General features: G+C 62.8%; 12 protein-coding genes and 1 pseudogene. 9 read left to right on the forward strand and 4 right to left on the reverse strand.

The window, feature by feature from the left end; translation table 11 throughout:
- Window positions 1-67: 67 nt before the first annotated feature.
- The 3 genes from HYH08_RS30965 to HYH08_RS30975 all read left to right on the forward strand — a co-directional run bounded on the left by HYH08_RS30965 (window position 68) and on the right by HYH08_RS30975 (window position 2,521).
- On the forward strand, window positions 68-697 hold the full coding sequence (locus HYH08_RS30965; RefSeq protein ID WP_220013618.1) for a response regulator transcription factor: 630 nt from the start codon (window positions 68-70) through the stop codon (window positions 695-697).
- A 176-nt stretch (window positions 698-873) separates the two neighbouring features.
- Window positions 874-1,224, forward strand: coding sequence for a response regulator transcription factor (locus tag HYH08_RS30970; RefSeq protein WP_502789123.1), 351 nt, complete (start codon window positions 874-876; stop codon window positions 1,222-1,224).
- Window positions 1,225-2,194: 970 nt separating this feature from the next.
- Complete coding sequence (locus HYH08_RS30975) at window positions 2,195-2,521, forward strand: hypothetical protein (protein WP_220013620.1); 327 nt, start codon at window positions 2,195-2,197, stop codon at window positions 2,519-2,521.
- A gap of 39 nt (window positions 2,522-2,560) precedes the next feature.
- Here HYH08_RS30975 and HYH08_RS30980 read toward each other — a convergent pair.
- Window positions 2,561-2,854: pseudogene (locus HYH08_RS30980) on the reverse strand (L,D-transpeptidase); the annotation flags it as partial.
- Between the two features lie 421 nt (window positions 2,855-3,275).
- Here HYH08_RS30980 and HYH08_RS30985 point away from each other — a divergent pair.
- Window positions 3,276-3,941, forward strand: coding sequence for a helix-turn-helix domain-containing protein (locus HYH08_RS30985; protein WP_220013621.1), 666 nt, complete (start codon window positions 3,276-3,278; stop codon window positions 3,939-3,941).
- 21 nt (window positions 3,942-3,962) lie between these two features.
- Here HYH08_RS30985 and HYH08_RS30990 read toward each other — a convergent pair whose 3' ends face one another.
- From HYH08_RS30990 to HYH08_RS31000, 3 genes are read right to left on the reverse strand one after another with little or no spacing between them, the layout of a single operon-like run.
- Window positions 3,963-4,532: an invasion associated locus B family protein gene (locus HYH08_RS30990; RefSeq protein WP_220013622.1), complete on the reverse strand. Its 570-nt coding sequence runs from the start codon at window positions 4,530-4,532 to the stop codon at window positions 3,963-3,965.
- A 29-nt stretch (window positions 4,533-4,561) separates the two neighbouring features.
- Window positions 4,562-5,455, reverse strand: coding sequence for an alpha/beta hydrolase family protein (locus tag HYH08_RS30995; protein ID WP_220013623.1), 894 nt, complete (start codon window positions 5,453-5,455; stop codon window positions 4,562-4,564).
- A 10-nt stretch (window positions 5,456-5,465) separates the two neighbouring features.
- A complete protein-coding gene (locus HYH08_RS31000) occupies window positions 5,466-7,154 on the reverse strand; it encodes an aspartate-alanine antiporter-like transporter (protein WP_220013624.1) in 1,689 nt (562 codons plus the stop codon).
- A gap of 140 nt (window positions 7,155-7,294) precedes the next feature.
- Between HYH08_RS31000 and HYH08_RS31005 the strand changes: the two genes are divergently transcribed.
- The 5 genes from HYH08_RS31005 (at window position 7,295) to HYH08_RS31025 (ending at window position 14,726) form a co-directional block, all read left to right on the forward strand.
- Window positions 7,295-7,978 (forward strand): YoaK family protein, encoded by a 684-nt coding sequence (locus tag HYH08_RS31005; protein WP_220013659.1) that lies wholly within the window; start codon window positions 7,295-7,297, stop codon window positions 7,976-7,978.
- A complete protein-coding gene (locus HYH08_RS31010; RefSeq protein ID WP_220013625.1) occupies window positions 7,975-9,672 on the forward strand; it encodes a SulP family inorganic anion transporter in 1,698 nt (565 codons plus the stop codon). Before HYH08_RS31005 ends, HYH08_RS31010 begins: the two co-directional genes overlap by 4 nt.
- A 137-nt stretch (window positions 9,673-9,809) precedes the next feature.
- A complete protein-coding gene (locus tag HYH08_RS31015) occupies window positions 9,810-12,563 on the forward strand; it encodes a decarboxylase (RefSeq protein ID WP_220013626.1) in 2,754 nt (917 codons plus the stop codon).
- 12 nt (window positions 12,564-12,575) lie between these two features.
- The gene (locus HYH08_RS31020; RefSeq protein ID WP_220013627.1) at window positions 12,576-14,276 is read left to right on the forward strand and encodes an aspartate:alanine exchanger family transporter; all 1,701 of its coding nucleotides are present in this window, start codon (window positions 12,576-12,578) and stop codon (window positions 14,274-14,276) included.
- A 24-nt stretch (window positions 14,277-14,300) separates the two neighbouring features.
- The gene (locus HYH08_RS31025) at window positions 14,301-14,726 is read left to right on the forward strand and encodes a hypothetical protein (protein WP_220013628.1); all 426 of its coding nucleotides are present in this window, start codon (window positions 14,301-14,303) and stop codon (window positions 14,724-14,726) included.
- Window positions 14,727-14,782 lie beyond the last annotated feature (56 nt).

Here is a 14,782-nt window from a genome sequence, read left to right on the forward strand (position 1 = left end):
TAAGCGCCTTGAACTGGCGTACCGCGCAAGCAGCGCGCTGCAACGATACGGCGGCTAGGAGATAGAATTGCCCGGCCTTGTTCATGTGGTGGATGACGACGCTTCGTTTCGCACGGCGATAGAGCGCCGGCTGCGGCTGGCAGGTTACGAAGTCGTCGTACATTCATCGGCGGAGGAGTTGCTCGATCATCTCCCAAGCGGAGAGAAGCCCGCCTGCGTGCTGCTCGACGTCAAGATACCGGGACTGAGCGGTCCTGATCTGCAAAGCCGGTTGAACGATCTTGGTTCGGCATTGCCGGTCATCTTTGTCACAGGGTACGCTGATACGGCAACCACCGTGCGCACCATCAAGGCCGGTGCCGAGGATTTCCTAATGAAGCCGGTGTCATCGGAACAGCTGATCGACGCCATTAAGCGCGCTCTGGCGCGGCACAATGCCGCGCAGAGCCAGCGAACCAAGCTCAGTGGGTTTCGGGCTCTCCTGTCGTCGCTGACGCCGCGGGAGCGGCAGGTGTTCGACCTCATTGTGCGTGGCAAGATCAACAAGCAGATCGCTCACGAGCTCGGAACGACGGAGCGGACGATCAAGGCGCATCGCCACCAAGTCATGGAGAAGATGCGAGTTCATTCGTTCGCAGAACTCGTGTCGATCGCCGAGCGGCTTGGGTTGATCGATGCGAACGCTTCGAGGGACTAGGCGTTTGCGCCCGCAGCCCCGCGTGGCCGCTACCCTGTACGAAGGGCCAATATCATAGGTTATTGACCGGACGACCTTTCAAGGCGCGCAATGCGCGAGGACGGGCTGCGGGGCGCGCTGCCTCCGCTCGTCTCGAAAGAAGGCCGGGTATCGTGCTTGCAGGCAGATCAATTTACGTGGTCGACGATGACCCGTCCTTCCGAAGAAGCATGAAGCGGCTTCTCCGCGAGCATGGTTACGACGCCACGCTGTTCGACTCAGCCGGGACGCTGCTTCAGCATCAAAACTATGATCAGGCTCTTTGCATCGTTCTCGACATCGATCTGGCTGGCCAATCCGGAATCGATCTGCGCCGTCAGCTGGCGGCCAAGGGTATCGAAGTGCCCGTCATCTTCGTCACCGGTAACAACAGCGAAGACTGCCGGTCAGCGGCGATGACGTCTGGTTGTGCGGCTTATCTGAACAAGCCTTTCAACCCAAGTTCGCTCATCGCTTCGGTCGAGGCGGTGTGCGGGCGTCCAGCCTAGCTGAACGATGCCCGGCACCCCTCGCTCCCTTCCCGCCGGTTCAATTGAATTCTGTTGATCTTCATCAACGGTCCAGCGACGGGATGAACTCAGCTTACGCTCGATCACCAGCAAATTGGGAGACGAGCATGACGGGAATTGCGAAGCGTCTTGGACTGATCGCGGCTGCATCGATCTTCATGGTAACGCCGCTGTCACTTCAACCATCATCGACGAGTTTGGTCACCATATCGTTGGATAGTGCCGAGGCCAGGGTCGGGCGACCGCTGACGCCGATGAGCGTGGCGGGGGTCAATCGCCGGGTGCATCGCCGCGCCTATTACGGTGCTGCCGCCGCGGGAGCTGCGGCCTATGGTACGTACCGGTATCCGAGAGCATGTGGGTACTATCCGTATCCACCCTGCTACTGAGGTTCGCGGTGAGGCCCACAGCCCTTCATGGCCAGAAATGGATATGGTCGCTGAGCCTCACCTCGTGCTGTTTGCGGCCGCGAAACAGGAGGTCCTCGTGAAGTCGTCGTCCAAGTTCTTCAGATCAGCCACCCTTGGCGCACTGGCGTTGAGTGCGTCATTGGCCACTCTGGTGCTCTCGGTCAGCAGTGGCCCGGCAGAAGCGGTGGTGTACTGCCAGTACGTCGACTATCCGCCGAGTTGCGTCGCAAGACCCGGCGTCGTGCTCAGGCCGCGACCGGTCGTCCGTGCAGCCGCCCGCGAAGCAGTGCGGCCCGGAACACCAATGAATCGCGGCGGCCCGGTGAACCGGGTCGGACGTCGCTGAATCCGGCGCTCCAGCCTGTGTGATGACAGAACCCCGGCCTTGAGCCGGGGTTTGGTCTTGTCCGGTCCGATGGAGATCGCTGAGGAGTATTACGTAGCGCGCGCTGAATTCGCGCCAGATCAATCTTGCTCTCCAGAGCGCGATCTAGCCTTTGCCATCACGTGCGGCGATGTCCGGAACGGACACAGGTGGAATGGGCAGCATCATGCTTTTCAAGACACTCACGTTGCATTCACTCATCTACATCGCAGGCATGACGACCGCGATGGCCGTTCACCAGGGCATTCCGCTGCCTGGCATGTCGGCGGAACCTCAGTCCTTTCTCGAACAGACCGCAAATCGGCCGGGGAAAAGCGACAGATTGCCAACGATGCAATTAAAGCGCAGAGCGCTGGACAAAGAGCCGGTGCGCCAGCAGCCGCGAGACCTGCTCAAGGCTCGTAAAGCGACCTGCAAGCCGCCAATCGACGTGCCGGGTCGATGCTTCGCGGCGGCCGCACCGATCCAGAGGTTCGGCTAGAAATATAAGCCTCCGCCGAGATGGCGTCGTGCCTCTGCATCAAGGCGCGATCTCGATCGTTGTATTCTGAGGTCCCTGTGTCTGGACCAATTCGAACAGCGATTGCGCCTGCTTGGGCGCCAACCGGATGCAGCCGTGGGACACGGCACGCCCGAGATTGGGAACATCGAATGTCCCGTGAATTGCGTATCCGCCGTGGAAGAAGATCGAATAAGGCATCGGTGTGAAGTCGTAGAGCTTCGAGTAATGCATGCGTTGGAGCGAATAAGGTTGGAATGTGCCGCTGGGCGTGCGGTATCCACGCCGCGCCGTGGAGACTGGCCAAGTCGCATACTCAGCCCCGTCGACGCTGAAGCAGAAGTACGGTCAGAACCTGAACAGAAGGCAGACGCGCAGGCATGTCGTTTCTTTTCAAGCATTCGCCCATTGCGACAGAAAGGTGGCGCCCTGATGTGAACAGGGCTGCCGCTTTTCAGCGCCGGCGCGCCGCTGGGACGCGGCCCCCCAAGTTGCCGCAAGCTAAGTGAATTTCGGCGTGTGTTGTTGATCCGGCGCAAATCCGCGCCTTCGAAGCTTCTTATCGGCTTTTGGCAGTCCGGCCTTTGGAGGTGCTTTGATGACCGATTCGCAAGCGCGTGGCCGGCCGCTCCCCCGGGCAAATACGGATACCACATTGAATTTGCCGCAGATCAAGTCCGCTCGGCTGTGCCCTGCCTAGCATTCATGCATTGTTAATTCAGTCGGAGTTTTTCAGATGCTGATCAGGACCAACACCTCCAGCATCCGTCCGGTTGACGGGCATCTCGCAGCACTCGCCGGCGAGCGCGTGTTCTGCAGCGAATTCAGGTATCGCAGAGGGACGGAAGTCTTCGGCGAAGGCGAGGAAACGGAGTACGTGTACCGGATCATCTCCGGCGCGGTGCGGACCTACAAGCTGCTCGCCGACGGCCGCCGTCAGATCAACTCCTTCCACCTGCCGGGCGACATGTTCGGGCTCGAGAATGGCGCAACCCATCGTTTCACTGCGGAGGCGGTTGTCGAGACCAGGGTCCGCATCACCAAACGGCGCAGCCTTCTCGAGACGATGCAAAGCCGGGAATCCGGCGCTTCCAGCTTTCTTGGCCTCGTCACGCGCAATCTGCAGCATGCCGAAAATCACATGCTTCTGCTTGGCCGGAAGACGGCGCTGGAGCGGGTGGCCGCGTTTCTGCTCGAGATCGACGAGCGGCTCGGCTATCCCGAGGTCCTAGTGCTGCCCATGAGCCGTCGCGACATCGCCGACTATCTCGGATTGACCCTCGAAACCGTCTCGCGCGCGTGCTCCACACTGCGCGACCAGAAGATGCTGAGGTTCGAAGGCGCGACGCAGCGGCAGATCGTGCTGCTCGACCGCAAGGGGCTCGCCGAGTACGACGCCTGAAGAAGGTGCGGGACCGCTTGCTCACTCCTCGATATCTTGCTCCAGCGTCTGCGCCGGCGGTCCATTGTGAGCGGTGCCGAACTGAGCGAGCGGCAGGGCGGTCGACAGCGACAGCAAATTGGAATCGACGACCTCCAGAGTCAGCATCTTTCCCGTGTCCATCTCCTTGACCAGCTTCGGGCTCGCCACATCGCCTGCGATGCAGGCGTTGCTGAGGCACCAATTGTAGGGAACCGGGTGGGGCGCGCTAGCGTCCACCTTCAGCTTGGCAGGTGTCCGCAGGTACATGCCGACCGGCACGAAGATCTGCAGGCGCGCATTGCCGCCTTTCTCGCGTTCGATCAGATCGATCCGAACTGCCATCTGGCCGGTCTCGTAAGTCCCCGAGATGGAGGTCCTGCAAAGCAGCGGCGCGCCGGCAGCCTTGAAGCAGAGCTTCTTCCACTCGCCGTACTTGATGTCATTTGCGGATCGTTGCCCGCGAGGCGTGATCTCGGCGAGCACCGGCGCTGCCATGGCGACGGAGAGCAAAGCCGCAGGGCCAGCCTTGCCAATCCAGCTGCGAACAGAGTTCCGATTGCAAGCATACATGTCGTGCTCCTCCTGACGCCGGCGATGCATCACTTCGGCGCATTGAGAAATTTGGTGACGAGAGGTGACCAGAGCGGAATGGCATCGGGCGAGCCGATGAAATAATGCCCTTCGTTGCCGAATGGCGGCATCAGGCGGTATTCGGCTTTGCCTCCGGCGGCAACGAAGGCCTGATGCATCTGCTTCGACAATGCCGGGCCGAAGAACGTGTCGTTCTCGATGTAGATCCACAGCATCGGCACCCGTGAGGTGCGGCCGAATTCACCCGTGGTCTCAACAAGCTTGTCGGGCGCACAGTTGTTGTTCGGCTTGCCGTCGACCCGGCCGCCGCGGCCTGCGGCGAAGGTGATGATCCCCTTGACCTGCGGCGGGTTCAGGCTCGACAGCGCGATCGACGCCCATCCGCCGGCGGATTGCCCGACCACGATCACGCCGTCCGGCAGGACCCGCTTCTCGGCGACCATGTACTCGATGATCCAGAGGTCAGCCTGGGCGACGGCAAGACCCGCATCGCGGAAATTCGGATTGGTGCACTTTCCGACCTTCGAGAAGAACGGTCCGTAGATCCCGCGCTCGGGAATGTCGATGGCGGAAGCGCCGTATCCCGTGCCGACCGGCGCCACCACCAGATAGCCTTGCCTGGCAAACCATTTGGCCGCATCGCGAAACTCGACCAGAGGAAAGAAACTGCGCTCGGTGGGGTTGAGCGACACGCCGTGGTTCATGATCACCAGCGGAAACGGGCCGTCGCCCACGGGACGCACCAGATAAGCGAACATGGGGAGCGGCAATGGAAGAGCCCAGATCTCTTCCTGAATGCGTCGTGGGGCGGCCTGATCGTCGGCATTGGCCGGCACAATCAAGAGAGCCAGCAACAGCAGCACCGGCCACATTGTTCGTTGGACCGAGGCATAAGTCCGCATCCCATCCTCCTCACCCGGTAAATGTCGCCGCCACGATGATGGGGCCAAGCACCGTCAGGACGACGTTGCCGACGGCATAAGGCACGGCGACGCCGAGCACCGGGGTCTGGCTTTCGGCGACCTCGCAGGCGCCCGTCACGGCTGCGTCGACCGTCATGGCGCCCGCCAGGGCGCCGCAGGTAACCACCGGGTTCATGCGCAGCACGTGATAGGCGAACAGCGTCGCCACGATCAGCGGCACCAGCGTAACGAGGAGACCCATGCCGACCAGCAGCAAGCCATGTGCCTGGATTGCGATCCAGGCTGCATGGCCGTTGCCGAGGCCGATGGCGGCAATGAAGCCGCCGAGGCCGAGGTCGCTCAGCGTCTGCTGCGCAGCGGGCGGCATCGCGCCCATGGTCGGCCGGCGTGACCGCAACCAGCCGCAGACGAGGCCCGCGATCAAGGCGCCGCCGCCGCCGCCGAGCGTCAGCGCGATGCCTCCGACCTTGAAGCTGATCAGGCCGGCCAGCAAGCCGGCGGCAATGCCGGCTGCGAGGAAGGCGATGTCGGTCCGGTCGCCGGCGCGCAAGATCTGCCCGACCTGTGCGGCCGCACGTTCAATGTTGCGGCTGGTGCCGACCAGCGTCATGACGTCGCCGACATAGATGCGCGTGTCAGGGCTGAGCGGCACTTCGCGCCCCATCCGGGTCAGGGTTCGCAGGAACACGCCGCGCGCATTGCTGCCGACGCGGTCGGCGACGTCCTGGACCGAGCGGCCGTGGAGCTTGCGATTGTCGACCAGCACGTCGACGACATTGCCCGGCATCGCTTTAAGGATCTCGTCGGCGTCGATCTCGGTGCCGAGCACGGGCCGCGCGGCGACGATCACCGCTGTCCGTCCGGCGATCACGATGTCGTCGCCGGCCTCGAGCACGGTGTCGAGATGCGGTTCGATGTCGGCTCCCTGACGTACGATCCGCTCAATGACGGTGCGGCTGCCGATCTCGTCCTCGATCGCCTTCACGGTTCTGCCCGCGGCCGCCGAGACGCGATAGGCGCGCGCCTGGAATTTGCGGTAGTGCAGGTTCTCGGTCTTGGGCGGCTCGCCGCCGGCAAGTTCGACTTCGAGCTTCTTGGCTTCGTCCTTGAGATTGACGCCCATCAGCTTGGGCGCGACGAACGGCACGTAGATCAGGGTGAGGATATAGCCGAGGACGTAAGTGACGGCATAGCCGGCCGCGATATTCGCCTCTTGCTGCTCGAGCAATGCCTTCGGCAGACCAAGTTGCGCCAGGGCACCTGAGGCCGTGCCGATCACGGAGGATTGCGTCAGTGCACCTGCAGCGAGCCCCGAAGCGGTGCCTGGATCGAGCCCTACCGTAAAGGCAAACGCCAGTACGATGATCAGACCCGTACCGCCAAGCACGACCGCCATGGCGACCTGGGCCAAAGTGCGGATGCTCAAGGAGGCGAAGAACTCAGGTCCCGATTTGTAGCCGATCGTGAACACGAACAGGCTGAACAGGATGACGCGCAGCACCGACGGAAATGCAAAGCTGCCGAGTTGACCGATGAGAACGGCGACGATGAGCGTGCAGGCGGTTGTGCCGATCGAGAAGCCGCGGATCCTGATCCGACCCAGCACGGTCCCAAGAGCGACGGCGATCAGCAGGAAGATCTCGGGAGCGGTGGAGATGATCCACCTGATGGCGTCCATGGTCGCTATTCCCCAGCGCACGTGTTCCCGAAATTGAATCCTCAAAGCCCATCGGAGCTTTGATTCAAGTCAAGCCTTCTCTGCGCCGGAGCGGCGTCAATCCGCCATTCGCCGGATCGGCGGCAAACGACATCTCGGATATGAGCTCTCAGGCCATTGCTGCGGCTGCATTGCTGCGCCGCGATGAAACGATCACCGTTGCACTGCTGCTGGCTTTCGCTGGCGGCTGCCTGGATGCCTATACCTGGATCGTCCATGGTGTCATGGCGAACGCGCAAACGGCGAATCTCGTTTTTCTCTGGGTTTACGGAGTGGCTGGTGACTGGGTGAGGGCGCTGCATTTCGTCCCTCCGATCATGGCCTTCGCGGTTGGCATCGTGGTCGCCGCCTGGCTGCGCCGCGCTGCTGGCGAGAGAGCCAGCGCGATCAGCATCCTGGTCGAAATCCTGCTTCTGGTCGGCATCGGCATTCTCCATAATCGAATGCCCGAGATAGCCGGCACGTTGGGGATTTCGCTCGTCGCCGCGATGCAGGCCGCGATCTTCACCAAGGTCGAGGGCGCGACGTACAGCACGGTGATGATCACCGGTAACATGCGCCAGGCGATCGAGGGTATCTTCGCAGTGGCTTCCGCAGGTGCCGCTGTCGGGACATTGCGTCGCTCCGGCATCTTTACGGCCGTGTGCGCTGCCTTCGGACTCGGCGCGGCCCTCGGTGCTCTCGTGACCAAGGCTGTCCCGGCCCTCGCGCTTGGGCTTCCTGTGGCTGCCTTGTTGATCGTGATGTTGCGGTGCGAAGCCGGACGCTCCGAGGTGAGCTCATGAAGCCAGCATCTGAACCGCGGGTTGGCTGGAGGCGTCTGTTTCCGGCCTTTAGCTGGCTCTCCGAATACCGGCTGGCATGGTTGCCCTCGGACTCGGTGGCGGGCGCGACGCTGGCCGCGTACGCAATTCCTGTATCGCTCGCCTATGCGGCCCTTGCAGGCTTGCCGCCGCAGATCGGTGTCTACGGCTATATTCTCGGCGGCATCGGCTATGCGCTTCTTGGCTCCTCCCGCCAGCTCGCCATCGGCCCGACCTCGGCCATCTCGCTGATGATCGCGGGCACGGTCGGTTCGCTCGCCGCAGGCGATCCGGTTCGTTATGCGCAGATCGCCAGCCTCGTCGCCTGTGCCGTGGCGCTGCTCTGCCTGATCGCCTGGGCCTTCAAATTGTCCAGCCTCGTCCGTCTGGTCAGCGACAGCATCCTGGTCGGCTTCAAGGCGGGCGCCGGGCTCACCATCATCATGAGCCAGTTGCCGAGCCTGTTCGGCATCCCCGGCGGGGGACGCAATTTCTTCGATCGGGCCATCCACATCACTGGGCAGCTTGGCGACACGAATCTGCTGGTGCTGGCGGTCGGTGCTGTTGCGCTGCTGCTGTTGCTGCTCGGTGAGCGGCTCTTGCCGGGGCGGCCGGTCGGCATCACCATCGTGGCACTCTCGATCGTGGCGGCCACGCTGCTTGGGCTGCCTGCCATGGGGGTGCCGGTCACCGGCAAGATTCCCGAGGGGCTGCCGACCCTTGCCGTTCCGACGCTCGGCCTGGTCGAGCCCGAAGAGCTTTTTCCCATTGCGGCGGGTTGTCTCTTGCTGGCCTATATCGAAGGGGTGTCGGCGGCGCGCAGTTTCGCTGCCAAGCATGGATATACGCTCGACGTTCGGCAGGAATTTCTCGGCCTGGGCGCCGCCAACCTTGCGGCGGCATTCGGCCACGGCTACCCGGTCGCCGGCGGCTTGTCCCAATCGGCCGTGAACGACAATGCGGGCGCACGGACGCCACTTGCGCTGCTGATCTGCTCGGTGGCCTTGGCACTGTGTCTGTTGTTCTTCACAGGCCTGCTCACCAATCTTCCCAAGGCGGTGCTGGCCGCGATCGTCTTTGCCGCCGTGTACAAATTGGTGGACATTCCGGCGCTATGGCGGATGTGGAAGGTCAGCCGGATCGATTTCTATGCGGCGGCCATCGCGCTGGTTGCGGTGCTGCTTCTGGGAATCCTTCAAGGCGTGCTGCTCGCTGCGATCGCGTCGATCTTCCTGCTGCTGGCGCGGGCGTCGCAGCCGAACATCGCCTTTCTCGGCCGCTTGCCGGGGACCGGCCGCTATTCCGACAGCGCCAGACATGAGGGCGTGGAACCTCTCATCGGCGTGATCGCCTTCAGGCCTGAGGCCTCGCTGCTCTATATCAATGCCGAGATCATCCTTGCGGCTGTGCTGAAGGCGCTGGCCAAATCGGTCGATATCAGGCTGGTGGTCTGCGATCTCTCGGCATCGCCCTATATCGATCTCGCGGGCGCGCGCATGCTGCACGATCTCTATGACGAACTCGCCTCCCGTCACGTCGCACTCTGCATTGTCGGCGCGCATGCGCAGCTGCGTGATCTCTTGCGGGCGGAAGGGTTGGCCGAAAAGACCGACAGCACGCAGTGGCTGCGGACGCTCGATAGCGTGCTGGGCGGCCACGATGCGAAGGGGGGCTGACGGTTTTTGCGCTGCGAGATGCACGCGCGGCGTCAGGGCCTTCCAAGATCATTCAGACCGTTGACTTGGATCAATGGAGGGGAGGGCGGTGAGGTCACGATCCCGCATCACAATTGCCCTGGGATCGGGAGAGCGACATGTCCAAGGATGCAAACTCCGTAGAGAAGCGTATCGATCGATTCTTTTCCGGGCCCGGAGCGCGGGCCGATGATTGGCGCGATCTCGTGGAAGCAGCGAAGGTCTGGGCGCGGGTCGGCAATCGCGCGGCCTACGATGCGGCGTTGGCCGAGCTCTCGGTGACCGAGGAATTCCATGGCTATCCCGGTCTGCACCTGATGGCAGTGCTGCGGGAATCCGCAGCGGCGGGCGACGGGGCCACATCGTTCGCGCTTGCGACGAAGATTGCCCAGGCGCTGGCGACCCGGTCGTTCCGTCAGCATGCCGGCGACTGGAGCGCGAAGGACGAGGGCAATGGCGACGTGCCTGAGCTGGTGCCGCCCTCGTTTGGCGGACCCACGACGCGCCGGCCCTATTTCGAAACCCTCATCGTGACCGGCGTGTCATCCACCCAATGGCCGGCACTCGCCGCCGAATGGCGCAAGCTGCGCCGTCCGGTCGACGGCTTCATCTATGAGCCCGTCATCGTCGGCAGCCTCGAAGACGCGTTCTGTGCGACCATGCTCAACCCTGATATCGCCGCGGTCATTATCAACGAGGGCTTTGGGCTGCGGTCGCGGCACGATGCGCCGGTCCTTCGCTCGATCATGGCTACGGCCGGGCTCAAGGACGAAGCCGACGCCTCCGCGCTCCGGCTCGCCCAGATCATCAAGAAGGTCAGGCCGGAACTCGACCTCTACATGATCTCAAATCGCGACGTCGAGGAACTGGCAGGCAATCCCGAGGCCAACGTCGTCCGCCGTATCTTCTATTCAGTGGAAGAGCTGCTGGAGCTGCATCTATCGATCCTCGAAGGCATCCAGGATCGGTACGACACCCCGTTCTTCGACAATCTCAAGAAATATGCGCAGCGTCCGATCGGGACGTTCCACGCCCTGCCGATCGCCCGCGGCAAGTCGATCTTCAAGTCGGACTGGATTCGCGACATGGGGGAGTTCTACGGCCCGAACCTGTTCCTGGCCGAGAGCAGCGCCACCACGGGCGGCCTCGACAGCATGCTGGAGCCGACGGGCAACATCAAGAAGGCGCAGGAGAAGGCCGCCCGCGCCCTCGGTGCCGACCGCGTCTTCTTCGTCACCAACGGCACGTCGACATCGAACAAGATGGCGGTGCAGGCGCTGCTTGCGCCCGGCGATATCGCCATCGTCGACCGCAACTGCCACAAGTCCCACCATTACGGCATGGTGCTGGCGGGTGCGCAGCCGCTCTATGTCGAAGCCTTCCCGATGACGGAATACTCGATGTATGGCGCGGTGCCGTTGAAGACGATCAAGCAGGCGCTGCTCAATGCCAAGGCCGACGGCCGGCTCGACCGCGTCAAGATGGTCGATCTCACCAATTGCACCTTCGACGGCCACATCTACAACACGCGCCGCGTGATGGAGGAATGCCTCGCCATCAGGCCGGACCTGATCTTCCTGTGGGACGAGGCCTGGTTTGGCTTCGCGCGCTTCTCGCCCTTCCTGCGTCGGCGCACGGCCATGGGCGCCGCCAACGAGATCGAGGCGTGGATGCACGATCCGAAGTCCGTGGTGGCCTATGAGAAGCAGCAGGCCGAACTCGGCAAGAACCCGTCGGACGAGGTGCTGCTCAAGACCAGGCTCATCCCTGACCCCAGACAGATCCGTCTTCGCGTCTACCAGACCAACTCGACCCACAAGTCGATGTCGGCGATCCGGCAAGGTTCCATGCTCTCGGTGAAGGACGTCGAATTCCACACGGTCGAGCAGCAGTTCAAGGAAGCGGTCTTCACGCACGCCTCCACCAGTCCGAACCAGCAGCTCATCGCCAGCCTCGACATTTCGCGGCGGCAGATGGAGCTGGAAGGTTACGGCCTCGTCGCCAATGCGATCGAAATCGCGTTCGCCATCCGCCATGCGGTCAACAACAATCCGCTGATCTCGAAGTACTTCCGTGTGCTGGGCGCTGACGCCATGGTGCCGGCGCAGTACCGCCAGAGCGGCTTTACCGACTATCTCGCGGCCGGCGTGAACTGGGCAAATACCCTCAAGAGCCTCGACGAGGACGAGTTCTGCCTCGACCCGACCCGCATGACCTTGGTGTGCGGAACGGCCGGCTACGACGGCACGCAGTTCAAGGGCATCCTGGCGAGCGACCACAACATCCAGGTCAACAAGACCTCGCGTAACTCGGTCCTGGTCCAATCCAATATCAACAACACCCGCAGCGACGTCGCGCATCTCATCCGCGTGCTCGCCGAGATCGCGGGCGAGATCGATCGTGGGCTTGCTCAGGGCGGTGCCAATGCGAGGAAGACCTTTGAGGCACGGGTGACGAGCCTGATGAAGGATGTGCCCGATCTGCCGAATTTCTCGCATTTCCATCCGAGCTTCCGCGGCGATGCCGGAGCGAAGACCAACGAAGGCGACATCCGAACCGGCTTCTATGCCGCTTATGACGTTGCAGGTTGCGAGCACATCCGCCTCAACGATCCCGAGATCGACCGGCGGCTGAAAGCGGGACCCGAGCTCGTCTCGGCGAACTTCGTCATCCCGTATCCACCTGGCTTCCCGATCATGGTCCCGGGCCAGGTCATCACCCAGGAGACCATCGACTTCATGCGCAAGCTCGATGTGAAGGAGATCCACGGCTACGACGCCAAGGAAGGCCTGAAGCTCGTGCGCACGGAGGCCTTGGCGAAGATCGGCAGGCCCAAGCCTGCGGCCGCGCCGAAGCTCAAGGCCGCATCTTAGAGGGGATCGGACATGCAGGGCTTTTTCACATTCCTTCAGCAGTACCCATATCTGCTGCTGTTCTTCGTCGTCGGCCTCGCCGTCTATATCGGTCGGGCCAGCATCAAGGGCTATGGTCTCGGCATGGTCGCCGGTGCCATCGTGGTGGGGGCGGGCATCTCGGTCTGGGCCTCAAGCTACGGCGTGAAGCTGGAGCTGAATAATTTTGCCAAGAGCCTGTTCTATTATCTCTTCATGTACGGCGTAGGCTTGCGGGTCGGTCCATCCTTCGTGAACAGCCTGCGAGGCGACGGCGTCAAGTTTCTGTTTCTCGCGGTCGTATCCAGCGTGCTGGGGCTGACGTTGGTCGTGCTTGGGGCGAAGCTGTTCGCATTGCCGCCGGGTGCGGCTGGTGGCATGCTTGCGGGATCGCAGACGATGTCGGCTGCGATCGGCTCGGCGGAACAGGCTGTAACGTCGGGCGTCGTGAAGCTGCCAGCAGGCATGAAGCCGGAAGAGGCCACCGGCATGATCGCGCTGTCCTATGGCATCACCTATATCTGGGGTACGGTCGGCATCATCCTGATCTGCAAATATCTGCCGCGCTGGTGGGGCGTCGACGCCAAGGCCGCCGCAAAGCAGTATGAGCAGGAGTTCGGCGTCAAGGATCTCGAAGGCGGCGGCCTCACCGGCTATCGCCAGTTCGGGCTGCGCGCCTATCGGCTGGAGAATCCTGCAACCGCCGGCATGAGTATCGCCAAATTCCGCGCGATGAACCCGGAGTACCGGATCGTCAACGTGGGACGGAACGGCGAGCCGCAAGGTGCCGACGCCGACCTCGTGCTGCAAAAGGGCGACATCGTCGCGCTTGGCGGCTCGACCGAGCATCTCACCGACAAGATGGGCCTGATCGGTCCCGAGGTCGCCGACGCCAAGACACTCGGCATTCCAATGGACCAGGCGGACATCCTCGTCACCAACAAGGACATGGTGGGACGCACGTTCGAGTCCTTCCGTGACAACGCGATCGCCGGCCAGTTGCAGGTGACCAAGGTCGAGCGCGGCGGCGTGCAGATTCCGGCCGGTCTGAAGACCAAGCTGGAGCGGATGGACATCGTCTCGGTGGTCGGCCTGAAGTCCGCCGTCAACGAGCTTGGCGACATGTGGGGCCGTATTGCCCGGACCAACACGTCGACCGATCTGCTGACCCTGTCGGTCGGCATGATCATCGGCTTCCTGATCGGCATGGTCGAATTCCCGGCGTTCGGCGCAAAGGTCGGCCTCGGCAATGCCGGCGGCTTGCTGCTGTCGGGCGTGATCGTCTCCTCCATCGTGTCGCGGCTTCGCTTCTTCGGCAACACGCCGAACGCGGCGCGCAATGTGCTCGAGGATCTCGGTCTCGTGGTGTTCGTCGCCATCGTCGGTGTCAATGCCGGTGCGGGTCTCCTTGCTCAGCTCACCGGCGCGGTTGCGCTGAAGATCTTCATCGTCGGCTTCATCGCCTGCACGATCCCGCCGTTCATCGTCTGGGCGATCGGGTTCCACGTATTCAAGATCAATCCGGCCGTGCTGATGGGCGGGGTGGCCGGCGCGCGCTCGCACTCTGGTCCTTGCCGCGAGGCCGCGGTCGAGATCCAGAGCACGGTGCCCTGGATCGGCTTCCCGGTCGGCTATGCCGTCTCGGGCATCCTGCTCACGATCTTCGGTTACTTCGCAATGCTTCTGGCTCAATAGGCGGGCCAAACTCAGGGGAAAGTCATGAAGAAACTGGTTGCCATTGCTGCTCTTGTCCTCGGTTTCGCCGGCTTCAGCGCGCCGTCGCGCGCCGAGACCGGTAGCGTTGCCGTGGTCTTCACCAAGGGCGGCTTCATCGTCGGTGTCGGAGGCGGCGAGGGCGTGCTGCACCTGCGCGGCAAGAACTATCCGTTCACCGTATCCGGCATGAGCGTCGGATTGACCGTGGGTGCCTCGACGACCAAGTTCGTCGGGCGTGCGTTGAACTTGCGGGGGCCCGCATCGATCGAAGGCTCTTACGCGGTCGGCGGGGCCGGCGGCGCAGTTGCGGCCGGCGCGGGCGCGGTTCAACTGCAAAACGCCAACGGCGTGATCCTGCAGCTCAGCGGGCCAAAGGTCGGCGCCGAAGTGTCGGCGGCCGTCGGCGGGGTGACGATCCGGTTGAAGTAGACAGTTGACGTAGCAAAAACAGGCCGCGCATTGCGCGGCCTGTTTTCGTCTATCTC

It is taken from the genome of Bradyrhizobium sp. BR 10289, from assembly GCF_019455385.1.
In the GTDB taxonomy this organism is placed as follows: domain Bacteria; phylum Pseudomonadota; class Alphaproteobacteria; order Rhizobiales; family Xanthobacteraceae; genus Bradyrhizobium.

Excerpts from the sequence above, each read along its gene's own strand:
- HYH08_RS30975 (WP_220013620.1), top strand. The coding sequence starts at position 2,195 with ATGGGCAGCATCATGCTTTTCAAGACACTCACGTTGCATTCACTCATC.
- HYH08_RS30985 (WP_220013621.1), top strand. The coding sequence starts at position 3,276 with ATGCTGATCAGGACCAACACCTCCAGCATCCGTCCGGTTGACGGGCAT.
- HYH08_RS30990 (WP_220013622.1), bottom strand. The coding sequence starts at position 4,532 with ATGTATGCTTGCAATCGGAACTCTGTTCGCAGCTGGATTGGCAAGGCT.
- HYH08_RS30995 (WP_220013623.1), bottom strand. The coding sequence starts at position 5,455 with ATGCGGACTTATGCCTCGGTCCAACGAACAATGTGGCCGGTGCTGCTG.
- HYH08_RS31000 (WP_220013624.1), bottom strand. The coding sequence starts at position 7,154 with ATGGACGCCATCAGGTGGATCATCTCCACCGCTCCCGAGATCTTCCTG.
- HYH08_RS31005 (WP_220013659.1), top strand. The coding sequence starts at position 7,295 with ATGAGCTCTCAGGCCATTGCTGCGGCTGCATTGCTGCGCCGCGATGAA.
- HYH08_RS31010 (WP_220013625.1), top strand. The coding sequence starts at position 7,975 with ATGAAGCCAGCATCTGAACCGCGGGTTGGCTGGAGGCGTCTGTTTCCG.
- HYH08_RS31015 (WP_220013626.1), top strand. The coding sequence starts at position 9,810 with ATGTCCAAGGATGCAAACTCCGTAGAGAAGCGTATCGATCGATTCTTT.
- HYH08_RS31020 (WP_220013627.1), top strand. The coding sequence starts at position 12,576 with ATGCAGGGCTTTTTCACATTCCTTCAGCAGTACCCATATCTGCTGCTG.
- HYH08_RS31025 (WP_220013628.1), top strand. The coding sequence starts at position 14,301 with ATGAAGAAACTGGTTGCCATTGCTGCTCTTGTCCTCGGTTTCGCCGGC.